The organism is Lactiplantibacillus brownii, assembly GCF_031085375.1.
Taxonomy (GTDB): domain Bacteria; phylum Bacillota; class Bacilli; order Lactobacillales; family Lactobacillaceae; genus Lactiplantibacillus; species Lactiplantibacillus brownii.
The window spans coordinates 2,276,244-2,296,511 of record NZ_JAVCWF010000001.1 but is presented as its reverse complement, the minus strand read 5'-3'; the positions used below and the strand labels follow the sequence as shown (position 1 = coordinate 2,296,511).

Here is a 20,268-nt window from a genome sequence, read left to right as displayed (position 1 = left end):
AAACTGACGGACAAGTTGCTGGTTTCTTTTTTGAAGTTAAGCAGGCTAACGAAAGAAATGAGTTACTCAGCCATCATAAACCCTGCAAAATGAAACTAGTTGGCAGTCAAGATGACTGTATCTGTGTTAAAACTAAAGTAGACTAAATCAAAAATGAATGGAGTGACGGTTCATGTCAATCGTCTTAATGAGTCAAGCAACTAAACCAGATCAGCGCCAACAATTGCACCAACAATACCCAACCTGGACGTTTAAAACGCCAGCTGAGCTGACGCCAGCAGAATATGATGAAGTAGTTGTCATGTATGGTAATCAGCCTTTATTAAAGAAATTTTTGGCGCGACCAACATCAAAGTTGAAATTTTTACAGGTGGTTTCGGCAGGTGTCGACTATTTACCTTTGGCGGCGCTAAAGAAGGCTGGCGTGTTAGTTGCCAATACTAGTGGGATTCACGCGGATGCCATTAGTGAGTCCGTGATGGCGGCCATGTTAACCGTTGTGCGTGGATACCATGCTGCGTGGGAGAATCAAACGGGTGATCGGCAGTGGTCGTTACCACAAGTCACGAGTACGTTGGCCGACCAACAATTGCTGATCTATGGCACGGGTCAGATTGGCCAGTCCTTGGCGGCAAAAGCCGAAGCCTTCGGGATGCACGTGTTCGGCGTGAATACTACGGGTCATCCGGCACCACACTTTGAACAAACCGTGGCTATGAGCGACACAGCTGCCGTCTTAAAGACAGCCAACTTTATCGTGAATGCCTTACCACTAACACCGTCAACCGATCATCTATTCAATCAGGCGTTATTCGATCAAGTTCAACAGCGGCCAATGCTGATTAATATTGGGCGCGGGCCCGCTGTAAAAACGAGTGACTTAATTGCGGCACTCGACAAAAAACAGTTGAGTTGGGCAGCCCTAGATGTTACAGAACCGGAACCATTAGCACCAGATAATCCATTATGGCAGCGCTCAGATGTATTAATCACGCCGCATATTTCAGGGCAAATTGCCCACTTTCGGCGAACCGTCTTTCCAATTTTTGCGGCCAACTTCGCTGAATTTGTGAAAACAGGTAATTTGGCCCGCAACCAGGTTGATTTGTCCCGTGGGTACTAAGTTTAACGCTTAACAATGAAAAATAATGGACTATTTCCCGCTTCCGGTGGTTGCTGATAACATGCGGACGAGGGACCGTTTCAAGCCTCAGGAACGTCTTGAACCTCGCCCGGAAGCTTTGCTAAATTCGCAAATCTCCCGAACCGTCCGTGGTGTAAGGCCGGCAAAAAACGCCGGTCAAACGCCACCTGCACGTCTGATGCTATCAGCAACAACCTCCAGCTAATCAGTGGCTATTTTGGGACAAATCAGTTATTTACGCTTATCGGAGTCAGCCAAAATCGATGTGCAGTGTCGGCATACATCGATTTTGACTGACGGAGCACTGAATTCGACCAAACCCATGTTAGACATACCTATTGTTGGCTGTACTGACTTTGATATTTTAATCTTTAGTTAGAAATGCTAAAAAGCGCTGAAGGCCATCGGTAGTTACCGAGAAGGCTTCAGCGCTTTTTTGTGTGTAGCAGGATTGATGGTAATGATGGTTTAGCGTAATGTTTGAAGTCACGCCTTATGATTATAGTCGAAACGTGTTCAGGCCAACTGCTCCCTGCGCTTGCTACGCCATCACAACCACTCGGAAAAGCACCGAGTCATTGGGATGGCTAGGCAATGCTCAGGAGCAACCCGTTGGCCTTCACACTCTGCCTAATTTCGATGAAAATCGTCAGCGGCACGTTCGTTGTGACGTTGTCCAATCGCTAAGATGAAGACTGTACTAATAATTAAGACACTGCCCAAAATGTCGAGCCAACCAAAGCTAACTCCCAAGAGGGCCACCGCAATAATTGTGGCAGATAAGGGCTCAAAAGCATCTAATAAGCTTGCAACCGTTGGCCGAATATATTTTAGACTTTCCAGGAAAAATAAGAAAGCCAATAAGGTCCCAAAGAAGACCACAAAACTTAATTTGCTAATATTAGCGATCGTCCACGGAATCCGAATTGACCAGAAAGGTTGGACGATATTGAATAAGAGGCCCCCAAGGAGCATGGACCAGGTATTCACAGTCATCGAGCTGTATTTGGTGAGCAACTTAGCTGGCATCAATGTATTCGTGGCCGAAGTGACCCCTGACAGTAATCCCCAAAGCAAAGCACTGACCGAAATGACTAGTGTGGCCGGATTACCGTGTGTGACTAATAAAAATGAGCCGGCAATGGCTAGAAAAATGGCGATGCCCTCTGAGCGAGTGGGCCATTGCTGATGCGCGATGACGAGCCAGATGGCGATGAATACGGGTCCCATGAATTGTAAAATGGTGGCAGTCGCCGCATTACTCGCTTCAACCGCGAGAAAATAAGTGAATTGTACCGGCATCAAGCCTAAAAGCGTGTAACCGGCAACTTGTAATAAGTCCCCTGGATGTCGCCAAATAGTCCAAAGGTCAACTCTGGTAATTAAGCTGATCAGTAATAGCCCAATGCCAGCTCCTAGCATTCGAATACCGGTGAGCCAAATCGAGTTGATGTCGGTAGTATCAAAGAGCGTTTGAGCGATGGCGCCAGATACGCCCCAAAAAGTGGCACTGACACTCGCTAAAACGATCCCTTTGACTTCGTGCGTGGTTTGCAATGATGTCGCCTTCTCCCCAAGTAAAAGTTCTAAATCTATTGTACCTGATTTTACTTGGAAAAGGGCAGGTTAAGGGCTAAGCCGTCGCAGCGTGTGTGGCTGTTGTAGCGTTGACGGATGCTTGGCGAGTGGTTTCAGCTAAATGGACCAGGTGTGTCAAAAAGGCATGTGTCTTAGCCTGGTAATGGGTTTTATGACCAAGATCGACCAGATAGCCATTGATATAGTCCACTTCGGTTGGCCGATTGTGTGACATATCTTGATACATTGACGGGTAGTGGCGTGGATTAGCCACCTTACTGACATAATTAATGGAAGCCAACTCCTCAGCACGCGTATTCAACATGGTCACGCCGTCACGTTCACAAACATCATAAGCTTCATTAATCAGTTGTTTGCTGAGCTCATCGGCACCGGGATAGGCTGCGTATTCGCCCATCGTGATCTCGAAAAGGGTACAAAGTGTATTGACGACCGAGTTAAAGACTACTTTGGCTAGCAAGGTACCGCGAAAATTAGTCGTCAGATTAGGATGAAATTGACATTTTTCCAATTCAGCCACGATGCGATACGTCATTTCGTCTGGTTTTTCAGTGTAGTTAGCCAAATTCATCGTCCCCGCGCCACGGGCCCCAATAAAGTCGACGTCCCCAGGGCCATTTAAAATGGTCGCGACTAGGGCGGTTCCAGCCAAAATTTTGTCTGGCTTGAAATACTGTAACAACTTTTCGACGTGCCCCATACCATTCATACAAGTTAACACGACTTGTCGGTCGTTAAAACAATGGGCGCTGCGTTTTAGGAACGCAGCTAATTGCATTTGTTTGGTGAAAACGACCCAAACATCCGGATCACCATGGTAGTCTTCTGGGGTATAAACTTTGATGGGGACCAAGTGCCGATTTTGATGATCCCGTGAGACATAAACGCCACCTTGTTGATGCATCTGAGCCACATTAGACTCCCACGTATCGACAAAATCAACCTGATTGCCAGCTTCTTGTAATAACACACCGTAACGTAAACCCATGGCGCCTGCGCCGAGTACTGTAAAATGCATATGTATGACCATCCTTTAGATTGAATTGATTAATCCTGATGAAAAAAGCGCTCGACAGACTAAATTCGTCTGCCGGGCGCTAAAAGCGTGATACCACCGGTATTTGTCAATAACTCACATTATTGATCTCAAGCGTACCCAAAAGTTGCGATACGTGGCACGATAATGGGTGCGACCATTGAAGGTTATGACGATTAGGGTTGACCTTCACGCTCACAGTCGATGTTCGAATCAGCTTGACCGGTCTGCTTACACCAATTCAGACTCGCTTGACGGTTCCACTGATTTTACTAAACTGCTCGTTGCTTTTCTCATCAAATATTAATTGTGTTCTAATTTACATGGCCAACGTTATTTTGTCAACCAGCGACTTTAACTTCTTAAGAATCTTTTGTCGTTAACGACTAGAAACACGGTTTAAGGCGCGATTGGCTTTGGATTCTTTTGTAAGGTCTGGATGAGCGCCAATAGATTAGCGCTGAGCGTGGTGACCGGTGTTTGTCCAAAACTTTGTTGCAAAACTTGTTGCGTGACCACGCTGAATTGTCCTGCAAGTTGTGGCCAATGGGCTTCCACTTGGGTCGCGTAATTGGTCAAAGTGGTGCTGGGTTGACGAGGGTATTGTCGTTCAAACCAATGTTGTAATTGTTGATACTGGGTCGTTGTGGTCCTCCAATGTCGGCGAATACGCCAAGTAATGAGGACAAGCCATAAGCGGTAACGCGCGAGCCAACCACTGACGAGTCCACAAATCAGTAAGCTGATCAGTAAAACACTCCAGAGCCATCTTGGCAGGGTTTGAGGGGCCTTTTGCGTCGTGGTGTGGGTCGATTCGCTGGCAGATTGATGACTGCTGGCAACACTGCTTTGGCTACTGAAACTGGAACTTGTGCTGGAACTGCTTGTTGAGAAAGCCCGGTTGTCCTGGTTGGTTGTTGCTTTAGCAGCGTTTTTTTTGACGCCTGGATTCTGATAACCGGGTGTTGGATCGAAAGGCACCCAACCGATACCGGCAAAATAAACTTCGGCCCAGGAATGCGCGTTAGAATTCAGAATTGAATAATGGTAGCGGCCACTTTTCGTCGCTTGACCGCGAGTTCCACCATTGAAGCCTTGCGCCCAACGTGCAGGAATATTGAGCTCGCGGAGCATGACGACGAGTGACGTGGAAAAGTTGTCGCAATAGCCACGTCGGCTCGTGAATAAAAAGTAATCGACATAGTCGCGACCTTTTGGCGTCGTCGGGGTATCGATCTTAGTGTATTCAAAACGATTGTCTTGTTTTAAATAGGTCATCAAAGCTTGCACCTTGGCGTACTGTGTTGGGGCTGTTTGCGTTAATTTTTGACTCAGTGTTTTAACCCGTTTCGGTAGCTCATCTGGTAGTGTGGTGTATGAGTCGTCAAGTTCGGCGTTAGGGTCACCCGTCGCTGCCTTGAGTTGGGCGGCGGTGTATTGTTGTGTTTGCAACTGATAGGTGATTTTAGTTAAGGGCGTTTTGCCTAAATTAACGTAGAGACGGCCACGCTGACTAGCATAACCAATGCCGTGCCGTTTTTGTTGGGCCTGGCTGACCCGCCAAGTGGTCTGACCATAACTAATTGGGACATAGGTCATTGTTTTGGGAAAAGTCAGTTGAACGGTTTGTGTGGCAGCCGTTGGTGATTGGGTGTAGCCAGAACTTGTCCACGTCGGTTTACGTTTGATCTGTGTGTCTTTTTCAACTTCCCAGCCTTGGCCTGAGTAGGTATCACGTGTATCGACCCGCCAATAGTGACTCTGACTGGCAATTACGCGAAAGGCGACCTGATTGTCATCTTGAATGGAACCACCCAGCGTGGCCGTATCTTCTGAGAAACCGGTCTTTTTTGCTGCGGCTGATTTTTCAAGAAAGTTATAAAAACCCCGGCTGCTAAGGGTGTTCCGCCAAGTCAAGGTTTGCTGTGCCAGGCGTTTAAGTGGCTGCTGGCCCCAGGTGTTGACGGTGGCACCGGCGCCGACAATGACGAGTAACAGGCTGACGTAAATCAGGTTTGTCCAAGTCCAACGTGATTGATAGTGGACGACGAGCAGCAATCCCGTCAGTGCGCTGACTCCAGTCAACGGGAGGACTTCATTGCGAGTGGCGAAGATTGCAACCGCCAACAAATAGCCCACACTAATTAGTATGCTCAGAAAAGGCTGTTGCCAGCGCACCGTTAAAAGGGTGAGCGCAATGACGAGCGCCATGATGAGGACCATGCTCAGTAAGACTGGCATCATTTGGGTACTCCGGGACGCCTGAAAGGCACTCGTTTGTTGGCTTAATTTGGCAATAAAACGATTGGCCCAGGTTAGAGACAAGGTCTGATTTAATGGCGTACTGACATAACAACTACCAATAAAGCTGACTAGGATGAGGCTGATCCAAATGAGATCCAAGCGTGGCCACCAAGTTCCCAGCAGGATTAACGTGTTGATTGTGGCTAAAAATACCAGTATAAGCCACGGCTGTTGAAAATCATTGACAGTCGTATAAGTCAATAATGGGATGGTCAATAAGCCAGTATGCAACAACGCTGTGAGTAGCGATTCAAAGCGTGTTGGCATGATTGGCACCTCCCTTGGGCCACTGGATGGCCTTAACAAATGAATTGTGCTGACGAAGTTCAGCCAATAACGCTTGTGATAATGGACCATCATCGCCAAATAAAATGACCTGTTGCCGTTGAATCATCGTGATTGGGACCGTTTGGCCGGCATATGGTTGGTAGCTGGCAAAGGCATCTGAGGCTTGACCAGTTACTAATTGTTGAGTTGTGCCAATCAAATAGACTTGGGCTGGTAGGTCGCTGGTGAGTTGACAGAAACTATAAAAGGCCGCCAAATGATTTTCCAACTGGGACGTCGTTGTCGTGAAAAAGAGCCAACACCAAGCTGAAGGGTCATCTGAATCCAAGACTCGTAACATGGGTTGTTGCTGCTTCGCTGAAAGTTTCCAATCAATTTGATTACTAGGATCGCCAGGTTGATAAGGCCGAAAATCACGCGTGACCATGCCGGGACTGGTTGATGACATAGCTTGATCTGGTTTTAACCAAGGCCGCAACTGGAGAAATAGGGCTTGTGCCAGTGGATCGTTGGGCTGTGGCGGCACGATTAATAAGGTCGGTAAGGTTCGTCGACGTCGTTTAATGAACAAGTGCAGCGGATCAGTTTTGGTTAAAATCACGTCAACGGTTGTATAGATACCACGTGGTAGGCCGATGGGGGTCTCAAAACGCTGGCGGTCAGGATTGAAATGTAACTGACCGTTGGGCTGTTGTCGTTGCAGTGTGACATTTTCGGTGCGCCAGTTTTTTGCAAGCTGGAAAGTTAACAAATCACCCTGGGGTGTCGGACTTAATTGAACTTGCACTGGTATTCGCGACAGCCGCGGCAATAAGCTCAATAGACTCAATAGGACTAATCCCAGTGTAATCGTAGCCAGCGCCCAGCCAGTCGCATTATTAAAGCTAAGGGCGTAACCCACTAGCAATCCGGCTACTAGTAGGGTTGCGATATTGTGACCGCTGGACTTTAGCCACATCATTTAGCCGACCCCGCAGTCGGCACCGGAATAGTCTGCAATAAGTCTTTGACCACCTGTTGTTTAGCAGTGAGCGATTGGGCCCCGTTGGCAAGGACTAACCGATGACTAAAAGTTGGGACAAGAATAGCTTGGATGTCTTCAGGCAAGACGTATTGGCGTCGATTCAAAAAAGCATAAGCACGACTGGCTTGTAATAAAGCTAAGCCACCACGAGGACTGATGCCTAAACGGATGGCTGCCTGCTGTCGGGTCGCTTGAACGAGTGCCAAGGCATACTGCGTGATGGCCGGATTGACAGTAACCTGAGTGACCGCCTGTTTTAATTCAGTTAGCTCAGCCTCAGACAAAACTGCCTGCAATTGATGGAGCTGCGTTTGCCGGTCAGTGCCAGAATAGAGCGCCAGTTCATCGTTGGTTGCTGGATAGCCTACTTGTAAGCTGAATAAAAAGCGATCCAATTGTGCTTCAGGCAATGGATAGGTTCCAGCGTATTCACTCGGATTTTCAGTGGCGAGGACAAAAAAGTTGGCTGGCAAATCATAGGTGTGACCATCAAGCGTTACTTGGCGTTCGGCCATGGCTTGCAATAACGCCGACTGCGTTCGCGGCGTGGCTCGATTGATTTCATCTGCCAGAAGCATGGTGGTGAAGATTGGTCCAGGATGAAAATCAAATTGCGACGTTTGTTGATTTAAAATTGAAACGCCCAGAATATCATTTGGTAATAAATCTGGCGTAAATTGGACTCGTTTAAAGTCGCCGGCCACGCTACGAGCTAAAGCACGTGCGAGGGTTGTTTTTCCGACTCCCGGGACATCTTCAAACAGGACATGGCCGCCAGCTAAGAGTGCGGTCACCGTTAATTTAATGATTTCGGGTTTTCCTACAACAATTTGTTGAATTTGAGTTAATAAGTGATCGATTTCATGATTTTCCACTGAAAGTTCCTCCATTTTTTGGATGCAGCTACGACATTTTAGTTGGTTAGCAGAAAAGTTCGTTAAAATTATCGTTCCGGTTGATAGCGGGCGAGTTTCGATAACTGATTATGACGATTAAAAGCGTCGTGATGGGTTCAGTTGAATCGTCGATATAATCAGGATGCAACCATGGCTCTTTGGCACAGCAGAGTCAAAAATAGTCGCAACCTGCAGATGAATTGTTCCTTTAATGTGATAATTATAGAAGAAAATTGACGATTGGGGTGACTTTAAAGCATCGGAGCTTAAAAGAATGTTTGGGGATTGAGTGAAAAATAAATCTTATCAATAGGAACAGTCTATCGAGTAGTTAGTTGGTCATTTATACTCTCGACAAGGTACGACTTACTTGTGAAGTGCCATAAGACGATGAGGACCAAACGTGGCCAACCAGAGTGAAAAATTAAGCCAAACAACACCCATACAAGCTAATTATGACTTGTAAGCCGCATTTTTGAAAGCGATTTCCATTATTGCCTCGAATAGCGTACAATTATAGTTGTAAAAATGTAGGAGGGGTAACGCATGCCAAAATATCTAGTCTTTATGGACATTGATGGAACCTTATTAACGGACCATCAATATGTGACGGATCACACGAAGGCCACCATTGAACGGTTGCAAAAACAAGATGTTATGTTCTACATCGCGACGGGGCGGATGTATGAGCTCGCAAAGATCGTGCGTAATAAGATCAATCCAGAAGTGCATCTAGTCACTTCGAACGGGGCCGTCTTTGATGGGGCCCAGGGTCGTGAAATTACCAAGTTAGGTGGCGCTGCTGTTGAGTTAGCCTACTTGATTGCGCGCCGCGACAACTTACCAATGATGTTATTTACACCAGAAATGGCGTACTATACTGAGCAAATTCCACGGTTTGTCGCTCGTAATGCGGCTAATTTTGATGTGGATGAAACATCGATTGGCTATGCAGAAGTCAAAAGTTTCACGCAATTAGCTGAAATCGAAGATCAGATCACGAACGGAGTCATTTTGAGCCGTGAAGATATGTCACGGTTAGATTCTGCACGTGAAAAGTTAACAAATAGTAAATTACTACGCTTATCTTCGTCTAATCCGAACAATATTGAAATGATTCCTTTAAATACGGATAAGGGCACGGCGGTCAAACAAATTCAACACGAGCAAAATGTCGATGCCACGCATACTTTTGTGTTTGGTGACGGGTTGAATGATGTTGGCATGATGGCCGAGGCAAAATATTCCGTTGCAATGGGTAATGCGTTACCACAAGTTAAATCAATTGCAAATTATGTGACGGATACGAATTATAATGATGGCTTAGCCAAATTTTTAGATCAGTATTTTGAAAAACATCCGCTATAGCTGCAAATAAAAAAACTTCACGCAATGGTGAAGCTTTTTTGTTAATTATAGTAACAATCTCGTTGAGCCTTAGTGGCCCGTTTTGATTATTAAAAATTTGTGGTTAGCGCGACTTGGTTAATTGACTTTTCCGTCAGATTTGGCACACTTAGAGAGGAAAGAGTTTTATAGGAAGTGACTTTTTTGAAAATCGAAATTTTACCAAGTGAGCTGGCTACCCCGTTAGCCGTTTTATCTTTAACGGGAATTGATAATCGAGAATTGAATCCAGCCATTGAAAAACAATTAACTTTAAGACAATTGACACCGGCACAACCGCAAAATGCTTTGGCGGATCTGTTAGTCTTAATTGGGGATCGACATCATGTCCAATTACAAGCTTGGGATATGGCGGTCATCCCGGCTGAACCGGTTCAAATTCAAGTGTTACCAGATCAACCAGTGACCTTATTAGATCAAGACCAGCAACTTTTACCAGCTAATTTAGATGCCAAAAGTAGTCGCGTTTTAGTGGTCATTGGTGACGCGGTTGCCGATGATGCGACCGTCCATGCGACCGGGCAGGAATTACAGCGGAAGGTTAAAGCGTTCTTTGGATTACAAGCACGGTTACAATTTCGGACGAGCTCATCAGAGTTACAGCCGTTAAATACGACTAAGATCGTTTCTTAGGCGTCACGTTGATGTTGATTAGTTTGAATTGGCGATCGGTATAGTCGACCTGTGTCACACTAGTATTCTTGAGCAGTCGGGCCGGCAAATCATGGGGGCTCAACTGATAGAGAAAGGCGCTGAGCACTAAGCCATGTGACACAATTAAAACATTACGATCTTCTGTTGATTTTTGTGATTCAAATAAGCTGATTCGTCGGAGGGTTCGATTAATACGGTCGGTCACTCCGACTAACGTTTCCGCGGCACGCGTTTGATCTAATGAGTTAAAGACCCAGAGTAGAGTCGCGAAGCGTTCTTTGCTTAAAATAAGTTTGGCAAAAGTTCCGGGGCCTAGTTGTTTACGAACCTGGTTAACGATCCAAGTGTTTTTAGTGCCTTCTAGACCACCAAAATTAAATTCGCGTAAGCCGACGTCAATCGTCGGCTTTTTTAGTTCGGGATGCATCGCGGTGATGATCCGGGCAGTTTGTTGGGCACGACCGAGATCACTAATATAAGCGGCATCGAAATGTACGTCGGCTAACATCCGAGCGAGTCGTTGCGCTGAGCGGACCCCCTTAGTGGTCAATTTAGAATCATAAATGCCCTGCAGCCGGTTTGCGGCGTTAAGTTCCGTTTGACCGTGGCGGACAAGATAGAGATGAATCGTTGCCATTAGAAGGCCCCCTTCAGATAATTTGTCATAGCTCAATTGTACGGCGGTTAAGCGTTTCCGACAAGCTTTTAATCAGCCATAGCTCATATTTTTTAACGGCATGATTGCCTGAACAAGTGCAGTTTCGGCCAATTACTTAGACTTAACCCACGATTCAATATAAATAATTAAAATAATGAAATAATTATAACCAAAAGCGAATAAAAATTATAAGAAAAAGATTTGACTTGTGCGATTCAATTTGATACGATGTTTTTTGCGGATTTGCGCGAATCTAAAAAATATCAAAAAAACAGGGGTTTTAAATCATGAAAAAAGCAAGCAAGCATTTATTAGCAGTAGGTGCCATTTTAAGCTTAGGTTTAGTATTAAGTACAACCCAGGCAAACGCGGCACCCGCTCCTTCAAAGCCTGAAGTTCAAACTAGCACCGATACAACCGAGGCAACCGTCACGTTAAAACAATCAGAAAAAGAAGGTGCCATTAAGATTGAACAGACACCAGTTTATCATTTTGATAACTTAGAAATTTCGGCCTTTTCTAAGGATTACACTGCAACAAGCGTTGAAAAAAATTTAACTATCAGTAATCCTGGTTTTGAAAGTGGTTATAACGTTGCGGCACGAATCACAGATTTTATCCAGAAAGCCGGTACTCGGAAAGGTGACCCAGCGGCTAGCAAGCTAAATGGGGCCGACTTCTCGATCACAACTGGGACAATTGCTGCCGTTGAAGCTGGTAATCTTTCTGGTAAACCAGAAACTTTCAATGATATTCATTTGAATAATACAGATACAATAATCATGAATGCCACTGCTGGGAACGGTCTTGGTCGCTACTCACTAACTCATGACAAATCAGCTGTTAAGTTGGGGATTCCTGGTGGGAACAAAGTTGGGTCTTATAAAGCCACGATTACTTGGACGTTAAGAAACGTGCCAGCCTAATTAGCGACTGGTTGATTTAGATGGGAGCTAGAAACATGTTACGGGTGTGGGCGATTGGATTATTGGTGGGAGTGTTAGTCAGTCATAGTTTTAATGGTGTTGTGAGTCAGGCAGCGGACAATATGACGGCAACAAGTCAATTGAGCGCTTCAGCAAGTTCGACGACTAATGAACCAGTAACTGAGCCAACGACTGTAGCGGAGACGTCTGCATCAACTGCAAAAACAGCGACGGATGCTGAACAATCGGCGGTCACAGTGCGTAATTTAAATTTCAGTGCGTCAGTGACGGCTAGAGACCGGCATGGTAACCAATTAGGCCATGGTCGGGCTGTTCCGAGTGGTGCGACAGTGACTTATGAGTTTGATGGACACTATTTGGCCGGCGACACGTCACTCCCAAAGGGGAGATTTTATTTTTCACCGTCAATGTTTACCCGCTTACAATCCGCAAAAATTCAACTAGCAAATGGCTATGAAACGGATTTGAAATTGTATGGTAACCATTATAATTTTGTTTTGCCCGCGGAATTAAATGAAACCAATTCATGGGTTCGAATCACGGTTACTGTGGTTGTTGATGAAGTAAACACCACGAGCACTGTGAGTGGTGGGCAGACCTGGTTTAATTTTGGAGGGGTTAAACGTTCGCTAGATTTACCCCAATATAAGATTCTTGCTGTACAACCGCTACAAGTTGATTTGGAGCAACAAAACTACCAGCTTCAAAAAGATGAGAACGTTGTTGTCAAAGGTAAGTTTCGACGTGAAGGCGGGTTAAATAGTGACAAAGTGACGGTGATTATTAAAAGTGCGGGTCGTGAACTTGTGAAACAGGTGTTGAGTAGAACCCAAGCTGAAGACGGTTTTGAGCTAACGATTCCGGCGAACAAACTGGGCATTGGGTCCCATGAACTGGAGTTTCACGCGGTTGATGATTATTCTCTACAAATTGAGCCCGTAAAATTGGCTGTTCAGGTTCAGGGGGGCTTAGCTTTCCAGAAAGTTAGTCCGAAAGCTCAATTCAGCGAAGTGACCCTGAATGGTGCCAGCCAAGTGACTGGCCGTCAAGACGATTGGCAATTGCAAGTTGCGGATACGCGGGCGGACAGTAGTCCATGGCGGGTTACGGCTGAGGTGACTCCCTTAGTTGATGAGCAACAGCGTCCTTTAGCAGGCGAATTAGTTTATCAGAACAATAACGGGCAAGCAATACCGTTGACTGCAACTGGGACAACAATTGCTGAAGGTCAGGCTCAGAGCAATCAGCCCATTCACAATGTGACTGCTGGTTGGACGGCGGCGAGTGGCATCTTGCTACAAACGCGAGCGGATGCTGTGCCAGGCGATTATCACGGCACCATTACTTGGCGGCTTGAAGATGTGCCTAGCAGTCAATAACCGTAAGATTAGTGCAATCTAGGGCTGACAATCATATTGAGTTCTAAATGGGTTTAAACGAAAAGACTGGTGACGCGATGCGTGCCAGTCTTTTCGTAATAGCTGTTAAAATTGCCGCTCCGGTTGGTCTGGACTGATGCTGGAACGTGGTGGCCATGTTTGTGAGCCAAAGAGCGGTCTCACAAGCCGGGCTTTCTCTAAGCTTTAATTTGTCGAAACGTGTTCAGACCAACTGCGCCCTCCGCTTGGGACGCCATCGCAACCACTCGGAAGACCGCCGAGTAATTGTGATGGCTAGGCAATGCTCAGGAGCAACCCGTTGCGCTCACACTCTTGAAAATTTCACCACTGAGCATCACCCAGCCCGCCCTGCGTTAAATGGTGAGCCTAATATTAATTGGCTTTTTGTCAGGTTCTGACTTTACTATTGCCTAAATTACAATCGCTATTTAACGTCGAAGTGGACCAGTAATCGATTATTTAAATATGAGCGCCATGATGTATGAGAAAATCATGTCTTGGCAACAAAAAATCGCAACGCCCAAACGAATTAGGGTTGCGATTTTTTATTGGTTATTGAGATCTTCACTCAAAGTCCGTTTGCTTTCTTGTTTCAAGATCTTCATCATCTTGCGGCGAGCCGCAAAAAATGGAATCCCAACATGGGATAAATTACTGCGGAAACGCCAACGATAATGATAAGTCTTCTCAGTCAACAATTCAGCTGAGTGGACGTAATTGGCGTACCGAAAAGCAAATAGTTGGTCTTCAAGAAAGTTGATATCCTCATTGAAAGTTAAATGGTGGTTGGCAATAATTGCTCGAATAAAGCATTTATTCCAAGAGAAACCACCGACCGTACCAAAATTAATATTGGCAACTAAGTCTTTCTGATCATAAGTTTTCGCGGGGCTGGGCACAGCTAAGTAACCAAAATGGTTACAGATGACCAGTTGTGTTTTGGGCGTCGCTTGATAGGCGGTTAAAAAGGCCGCTAAAAAGTTTGGTTCAACCCAATCGTCCCCATCGACGAAGCAGAGATACTTACCCTTGGCTACTGCCATGCCGGAGTTACGGGCTGCTGAAACGCCACGATTTTGGGCGTGAGTGATGACCTTGAAACGATCGTCACCCTTGATTAACGCCGCAATTTGATCGCCGGTGTCATCAGTTGAGCAGTCATTAACAACGATAACTTCAAAGTCGCTCATCGTTTGGCGTTGCAGACTAGTCAAGCAAGGATTAATAAATTTGTGTTGATTGTACGCCGGTACAACCACTGAAAATAGGGGTGCAGACACGCTAATTCCTCCATCGTAATTTGATATACTTTACCATTATAGCCGTAAAGTGTGACGAAATTATAGCGAATTGCCTTATTTTGAGGATAATTTAATTATTTGCTAGATTAGTGGTGTGAAAATAGAGCGCCAATTCCGGATAAACGAAGACTGTATGAGAAAAATCGAGTAAACTATTGTTTTTATAATAGTTGCAGGAATCCAGTGCCATGTAGGTGTCACCATGATCGAGCTGGAGTAAAATCGCTTCTTCTTCAGTTAGGTTAGTCAACGAAAGATAATCATCGCTATTTGCGATACCAATCCCGTATGCTTCATTTAAAAAGTCCCAGATTGAGTTATTCACGGCTTCTGGCGAGAGGTAGGGAACCACTGACCGAAGATAGTAGGCCTTTTCCAAACAATAAAGTTTATTATGCCAGTAACGTAGACGGATGACCCGATAGAGTTCAGTATCTGGTTCGATTTGCATTTGTTTAGCTAAGGCGGCATCACTATGGATCGTGTCAAAGGTTACTACTTTTGAGACCAAATTGCGGGGATGCAAGGCGCTGCTAGGCATGGTACGAGCGGATAAATTAACGACAGTTTTATGCCGAAGTTGGATACTGGCAATAAAATAGCCGCTACCTTGAACGCGGCGTAGGAGCCCTTGTTGGTAAACGAGATCAATGGCTTTGCGAATCGTGTTACGGCTAACATGATAGCGTTCCATTAACTGCGCTTCAGTGGGCAACTTAACTTCAAATTCACCATCTTGGATGGCATTGACAAGTTTAGTCGCAATATCACGGTACATAGAAATCACTTCTTTCAAGAATTAATTTAATACCAAAATTTATGGGTACAAATTTAATAAATTCAGTTTATTTAAACATTAGGACTTGTTAAATTTGTACCCATGACTTATAATTCTAATTGTAATGAAAGCGGTTTAGTAAAGCAACCGCAGAATCACAATAAATTTAAAAACTATTTAGGAGCGTGTTTATTATGGCTGAAAAAACAATTATGTTGGTATGTGCTGCTGGTATGTCAACTTCACTTTTAGTATCTAAGATGCAAAAGGCTGCCGAAGCCGATGGCATTGATGCAGAAATTTTTGCAACCGCTGCCAGTGATGCTGATGCTAAATTGGCTGAAAAGAATCCTGACATTTTAATGCTTGGACCACAAGTTCGCTACATGTTAAGCGATTTCCAAAAGCGGGTTGATATTCCAGTTGAAGTTATCAACATGCAAGATTACGGCATGATGAACGGCGAAAAGGTTCTTAGAGAAGCTGAATCATCAATGGCCAAGAAATAATTAAATAACAGAATAACCAGGTGCTGCCTGACAGCGATGAATTTTATAACGGTCGGCAGCATTTTAAATTGTGTGGGCACACGAAATAAGCTAACTAAAAGGATGAGTAAAATAATGGCAGAAGAAAAACAAGCAACGACTGAAAAAGATGCAAGCTTAGAAACAATCATGGGATTAATTGTTAATGGTGGGAACGCTAAGAGCTCGGCTTTTGAAGCCATCAAAGCTGCAAAAGAAAACGACTTTGAAACCGCCGATGCCAAGTTAAAAGAAGCCGACAACTTCTTAACTGAAGCACATAATTCCCAAACCGCAATGTTGACGGATGAAGCCAACGGTAACCATACCCACGTTTCCTTACTATTGGTTCATTCACAAGATCATATGATGAATGCCATTACTTTCCGGGATTTAGCTGGTGAAATTGTCGATTTATATCGTCGTTTAGCTGCTGAAGATAAATAGTCAAGTCTTTGGGGGACCCAGACGAATACCTTGATGGTGTTGGTTGGGTCCTTCTTTCGTATTAGGCTAGTTGTGCGTTGCTTGTCGCCTACCGGTTGCACTCATTTAGGGCTGGAACGTGGTGGCGCGTTTGTGAGCCAAAGTACGGTCTCACAAGCCGACCTTTCACTAACCTGCCGGAAACTACACCGTCAGCTAAGTGAAATTTCACCACTGAGCCCTAAATGAGTGCAACCTATCGGCTAGACAGTATTGAAATGGTCGAAAAAATCAATCTGTGGCGATGAGTCATAAGTCTACTGAGCGACCATTTTTATTAGCAGTTACAATGTAATTTCATTAGGACTGGTGCTTTGTAGCTATCATATTCATTAAAATAATTTATTAATTGCCCGTTTCCGTGGACCGGCACGTTTGCTGTGAGGCAGACTTGCAGCCAAAGACCGGTCTGCAGGTACTTTCAAGTCGTAGCTCACGTCTTAAAAGTCGTGTCGAGATGGTCCACTCCGACGTTAAATAGTGCTTGTGATCAAAGTATTGGTAATCTTAATATCTCTTCAAACTTCAATTGAAATTGAGATTACTGATTAGTGCAGGGCGGGCTGGATGATGCTCAGTGGTGAAATTTTCCTTTGCTGGTGGACTTCCAGCTTAGGAAAAGCCCGGCTTGTGAGACCGACCTTTGGCTCACAAACGTGGCCACCACGTTCCAGCATCAATCCAGACCAACCGAAACGGCAAGTTAGGCGGACACCATACTAGGCAGTTGAAATACTTTGCAGACGGCACTTTAGTTACTTGGTGAAGGTAATAAGTTATTTACAGCGACAAGGCGGCAAAGAAAACACAACTTAATAAGTAAATTGTTCAAACATAATGAGTGAAATTTACGAGGAGGATATAACATGGCAACAGGATACAAGATGCCCAAAGATTTTCTTTGGGGCGGCGCAGTCGCAGCACATCAATTAGAAGGCGGCTGGGAAGCCGGTGGTAAAGGGGTCAGCATCGCGGATGTGATGACCGCTGGCCGCAACGGTGTACCGCGGAAGGTTACGGATGGCGTTAAAGATGGTGAAACTTATCCAAATCATTGGGGCAACGATTTCTATCATCGTTATCCAGAAGATATCAAATTATTTGAAGAAATGGGTTTCAAGTGTTTTCGGACATCCATTGCTTGGACACGGATCTTCCCAAATGGTGATGAAGCTGAACCCAATGAATCTGGGTTGAAGTTCTATGATGACATGTTTGACGATTTATTAGCGCATGGCATCCAACCAGTTATCACATTGTCTCATTTTGAAATTCCTTATCATTTGGTCAAAGCCTATGGTGGGTTCTCTAATCGAAAGATGATTGATTTCTTCTTACGGTTTGCTACCACGGTATTCAAACGTTACAAGAATAAAGTTAAGTACTGGATGACCTTTAACGAAATCAATAACCAGACAGCTTGGTCAGATCCACATCCTTTGTTGCAAAACTCTGGCTTGGAACTTGGCAAGGATGATAACTGGGAACAAGCGATGTATCAAGCCGCGCATTATGAATTAGTTGCGAGTGCTTTGGCTGTCAAAGCCGGTCATGAAATCAATCCTGATTTTCAAATTGGTTGCATGATTGCGATGTGTCCAATCTATCCATTAACTGCGAAACCACAAGATATTATGATGGCTGAACGAGCAATGCAGAAACGCTATTGGTTCGGTGATGTGCATTGCCGCGGCGAATATCCAGCTTGGTTACCGAAGTATTTTGAACGTAAAGGTTTCGATATGGACATCACGGCTGCTGATTTGGCAACTTTGAAAGCCGGTACCGTTGATTACGTCGGTTTTAGTTACTATATGTCCTTTGTCACTAAAGACCAAGGCGATGATCCCGAATATGATTTCAAGGAACCCGATGATTTTGTTGAGAATCCTTACGTTGAAAAATCCGACTGGGGCTGGCAAATTGACCCAACTGGGTTGCGTTATGCCATGAACTGGATGGAAGATCGTTGGCACTTACCACAATTCATCGTGGAAAATGGTTTCGGCGCCTATGATAAGAAGCAAGCTGACGGGAGTGTTCATGATGACTACCGAATCAGCTACTTCCGTGATCATATTAAGGCGATGGAAGAGGCCGTGGCGTTAGATGGCGTTAACTTGATCGGTTATACCCCATGGGGCTGCATTGACTTGGTCTCAGCCAGCACTGGTGAAATGGCCAAACGCTATGGTTTTATCTACGTGGATGCGAATGACAACGGTGAAGGCAGCTTTGATCGGTCGAAGAAGGATTCCTTCAACTGGTACAAGGATGTTATTGCGAGTGACGGCGAAAAGTTATAGAAAGGACGATATTTGATGACAACGACTAAAAGTGGGCTACGTTCAGACTTTCTATGGGGTGGCGCGGTTGCCGCCCATCAACTAGAAGGCGGTTGGCAAGCCGGTGGCAAAGGGGTCAGCATGGCGGATGTCATGACGGCCGGTGCTAATGGTGTGCCACGTGAGATTACCGATGGCGTGATTGCGGGTAAGAATTATCCGAACCATGCCGGGATCGATTTTTACGGCCATTACAAAGAAGACATTAAATTATTTGCGGAAATGGGTTTCAAGTGTTTCCGGACGTCAATTGCTTGGACGCGGATCTTTCCTAATGGTGATGAAGCTGAACCCAATGAAGCTGGTTTGAAATTCTATGATGACATGTTTGATACTTGCCTGAAGTACGGGATTGAACCAGTGATCACCTTGGCACACTTTGAAATGCCATACCATTTAGTTGAAAAATACGGTGGCTGGCGGAATCGGAAAGTCATTGATTACTTTGTTCATTATGCCGAAACCGTGTTTAAGCGTTACCGCAACAAGGTTAAGTATTGGATGACTTTTAACGAAATCAATAACCAAACGACTTACACGAACCAGTTCTTAATGGCGACCGACTCAGGGTTAGTTTTGAAACCAGACGACCCCGATGCCGAGGCCTTAATGTATCAAGCCGCACATTATGAAATGGTTGCCAGTGCCTTGGCTGTGAAAATTGGTCACAAGATCAATCCTGATTTTAAGATTGGGAATATGATCAATATGACGCCAATTTATCCATTGACTGCTAAACCAGCGGATATTATGCAGGCTGAAAAGGCCATGCAACGGCGTTATTGGTTTGCGGATGTCCAATCATGGGGGTATTACCCACGTAATATGGAAGCTTATTTCAAGCAAACTGGTTTTCGACCAGATATTACGGCTGAAGACCGAGAAGTCTTGTCGGAAGGCACCGTTGATTATATTGGATTTAGTTACTACAATTCTAATACGGTCGAAGCGCAAAAAGATAATCCAAGCTATCACTTTGTCGGCACAGAAGCCGTTGAGAACCCTTATTTAAAGACGAGCGAATGGGATTGGCCAATTGATCCCGAAGGCTTACGTTACTCCTTGAACTGGTTGCAAGACCGTTATAACAAGCCGATGATGATCGTCGAAAATGGGTTAGGTGCACGCGACAAAGTTGAAGCTGATGGGTCGATTCATGATCCCTATCGGATTGATTATTTGCGGGCCCACATTGATCAAATGATCAAAGCAGTCAATGAAGACGGCGTGGACTTGATTGGTTATACGCCTTGGGGTTGTATTGATTTAGTTTCTGCTGGGACTGGTCAGATGTCCAAACGTTATGGTTTTATCTACGTGGATAAAGATGATGACGGGAATGGGACATTGGCTCGCTCGAAGAAAGACTCGTTCTATTGGTATCAGAAAGTTATTCGGACGAATGGCGCTGATATTAAGTAATTGATTTGAAATTATGAGACGAAAAAATTCATAGATGTAAGTTAAACTCCTA

The 20,268-nt window shown here is 44.9% G+C and carries 17 protein-coding genes; 9 read left to right on the top strand and 8 right to left on the bottom strand.

Features of this window, described 5'->3' with window-relative positions; genetic code table 11:
* The first annotated feature begins 172 nt into the window (after positions 1 to 172).
* Positions 173 to 1,123, top strand: coding sequence for a phosphoglycerate dehydrogenase (locus RA086_RS10845; protein ID WP_308703807.1), 951 nt, complete (start codon positions 173 to 175; stop codon positions 1,121 to 1,123).
* A gap of 651 nt (positions 1,124 to 1,774) precedes the next feature.
* Here the strand turns inward: RA086_RS10845 and RA086_RS10840 are convergent.
* From RA086_RS10840 to RA086_RS10820, 5 genes are all read right to left on the bottom strand, one after another.
* On the bottom strand, positions 1,775 to 2,701 hold the full coding sequence (locus RA086_RS10840; protein WP_308703806.1) for a DMT family transporter: 927 nt from the start codon (positions 2,699 to 2,701) through the stop codon (positions 1,775 to 1,777).
* 76 nt (positions 2,702 to 2,777) lie between these two features.
* On the bottom strand, positions 2,778 to 3,761 hold the full coding sequence (locus RA086_RS10835; RefSeq protein ID WP_308703805.1) for a ketopantoate reductase family protein: 984 nt from the start codon (positions 3,759 to 3,761) through the stop codon (positions 2,778 to 2,780).
* Between the two features lie 417 nt (positions 3,762 to 4,178).
* The gene (locus RA086_RS10830) at positions 4,179 to 6,350 is read right to left on the bottom strand and encodes a transglutaminase family protein (RefSeq protein ID WP_308703804.1); all 2,172 of its coding nucleotides are present in this window, start codon (positions 6,348 to 6,350) and stop codon (positions 4,179 to 4,181) included.
* The gene (locus tag RA086_RS10825; RefSeq protein WP_308703803.1) at positions 6,334 to 7,332 is read right to left on the bottom strand and encodes a DUF58 domain-containing protein; all 999 of its coding nucleotides are present in this window, start codon (positions 7,330 to 7,332) and stop codon (positions 6,334 to 6,336) included. Before RA086_RS10825 ends, RA086_RS10830 begins: the two co-directional genes overlap by 17 nt.
* On the bottom strand, positions 7,329 to 8,285 hold the full coding sequence (locus RA086_RS10820; protein WP_308703802.1) for an AAA family ATPase: 957 nt from the start codon (positions 8,283 to 8,285) through the stop codon (positions 7,329 to 7,331). Before RA086_RS10820 ends, RA086_RS10825 begins: the two co-directional genes overlap by 4 nt.
* 552 nt (positions 8,286 to 8,837) lie before the next feature.
* Here RA086_RS10820 and RA086_RS10815 point away from each other — a divergent pair.
* Together RA086_RS10815 and RA086_RS10810 are read left to right on the top strand one after the other, a co-directional pair.
* On the top strand, positions 8,838 to 9,659 hold the full coding sequence (locus RA086_RS10815) for an HAD family hydrolase (RefSeq protein ID WP_308703801.1): 822 nt from the start codon (positions 8,838 to 8,840) through the stop codon (positions 9,657 to 9,659).
* A gap of 183 nt (positions 9,660 to 9,842) precedes the next feature.
* A complete protein-coding gene (locus RA086_RS10810; protein ID WP_308703800.1) occupies positions 9,843 to 10,331 on the top strand; it encodes a hypothetical protein in 489 nt (162 codons plus the stop codon).
* Here the strand turns inward: RA086_RS10810 and RA086_RS10805 are convergent.
* Positions 10,315 to 10,989 (bottom strand): histidine phosphatase family protein, encoded by a 675-nt coding sequence (locus RA086_RS10805; RefSeq protein ID WP_308703799.1) that lies wholly within the window; start codon positions 10,987 to 10,989, stop codon positions 10,315 to 10,317. The genes RA086_RS10810 and RA086_RS10805 overlap by 17 nt on opposite strands.
* Before the next feature lie 308 nt (positions 10,990 to 11,297).
* Here RA086_RS10805 and RA086_RS10800 point away from each other — a divergent pair, with 308 nt between their 5' ends.
* A complete protein-coding gene (locus tag RA086_RS10800; protein ID WP_308703798.1) occupies positions 11,298 to 11,936 on the top strand; it encodes a WxL domain-containing protein in 639 nt (212 codons plus the stop codon).
* A gap of 35 nt (positions 11,937 to 11,971) precedes the next feature.
* Complete coding sequence (locus RA086_RS10795) at positions 11,972 to 13,336, top strand: hypothetical protein (RefSeq protein ID WP_308703797.1); 1,365 nt, start codon at positions 11,972 to 11,974, stop codon at positions 13,334 to 13,336.
* Between the two features lie 566 nt (positions 13,337 to 13,902).
* Here the strand turns inward: RA086_RS10795 and RA086_RS10790 are convergent.
* Both RA086_RS10790 and RA086_RS10785 read right to left on the bottom strand, forming a co-directional pair.
* Positions 13,903 to 14,637: a glycosyltransferase family 2 protein gene (locus tag RA086_RS10790; protein ID WP_308703796.1), complete on the bottom strand. Its 735-nt coding sequence runs from the start codon at positions 14,635 to 14,637 to the stop codon at positions 13,903 to 13,905.
* A 91-nt stretch (positions 14,638 to 14,728) separates the two neighbouring features.
* Positions 14,729 to 15,436: a GntR family transcriptional regulator gene (locus tag RA086_RS10785; RefSeq protein WP_308703795.1), complete on the bottom strand. Its 708-nt coding sequence runs from the start codon at positions 15,434 to 15,436 to the stop codon at positions 14,729 to 14,731.
* A gap of 194 nt (positions 15,437 to 15,630) precedes the next feature.
* Here RA086_RS10785 and RA086_RS10780 point away from each other — a divergent pair, with 194 nt between their 5' ends.
* The 4 genes from RA086_RS10780 to RA086_RS10765 all read left to right on the top strand — a co-directional run bounded on the left by RA086_RS10780 (position 15,631) and on the right by RA086_RS10765 (position 20,216).
* The gene (locus tag RA086_RS10780; protein ID WP_308703794.1) at positions 15,631 to 15,945 is read left to right on the top strand and encodes a PTS sugar transporter subunit IIB; all 315 of its coding nucleotides are present in this window, start codon (positions 15,631 to 15,633) and stop codon (positions 15,943 to 15,945) included.
* Between the two features lie 114 nt (positions 15,946 to 16,059).
* Positions 16,060 to 16,410, top strand: a complete 351-nt coding sequence (locus RA086_RS10775) for a PTS lactose/cellobiose transporter subunit IIA (protein WP_308703793.1) — start codon at positions 16,060 to 16,062, stop codon at positions 16,408 to 16,410.
* 905 nt (positions 16,411 to 17,315) lie between these two features.
* Positions 17,316 to 18,755 carry a 6-phospho-beta-glucosidase gene (locus tag RA086_RS10770; RefSeq protein ID WP_308703792.1) on the top strand — a complete coding sequence of 480 codons (1,440 nt, stop codon included), beginning with the start codon at positions 17,316 to 17,318 and terminating at the stop codon, positions 18,753 to 18,755.
* 15 nt (positions 18,756 to 18,770) lie between these two features.
* Positions 18,771 to 20,216: a 6-phospho-beta-glucosidase gene (locus RA086_RS10765; RefSeq protein WP_308703791.1), complete on the top strand. Its 1,446-nt coding sequence runs from the start codon at positions 18,771 to 18,773 to the stop codon at positions 20,214 to 20,216.
* Positions 20,217 to 20,268 lie beyond the last annotated feature (52 nt).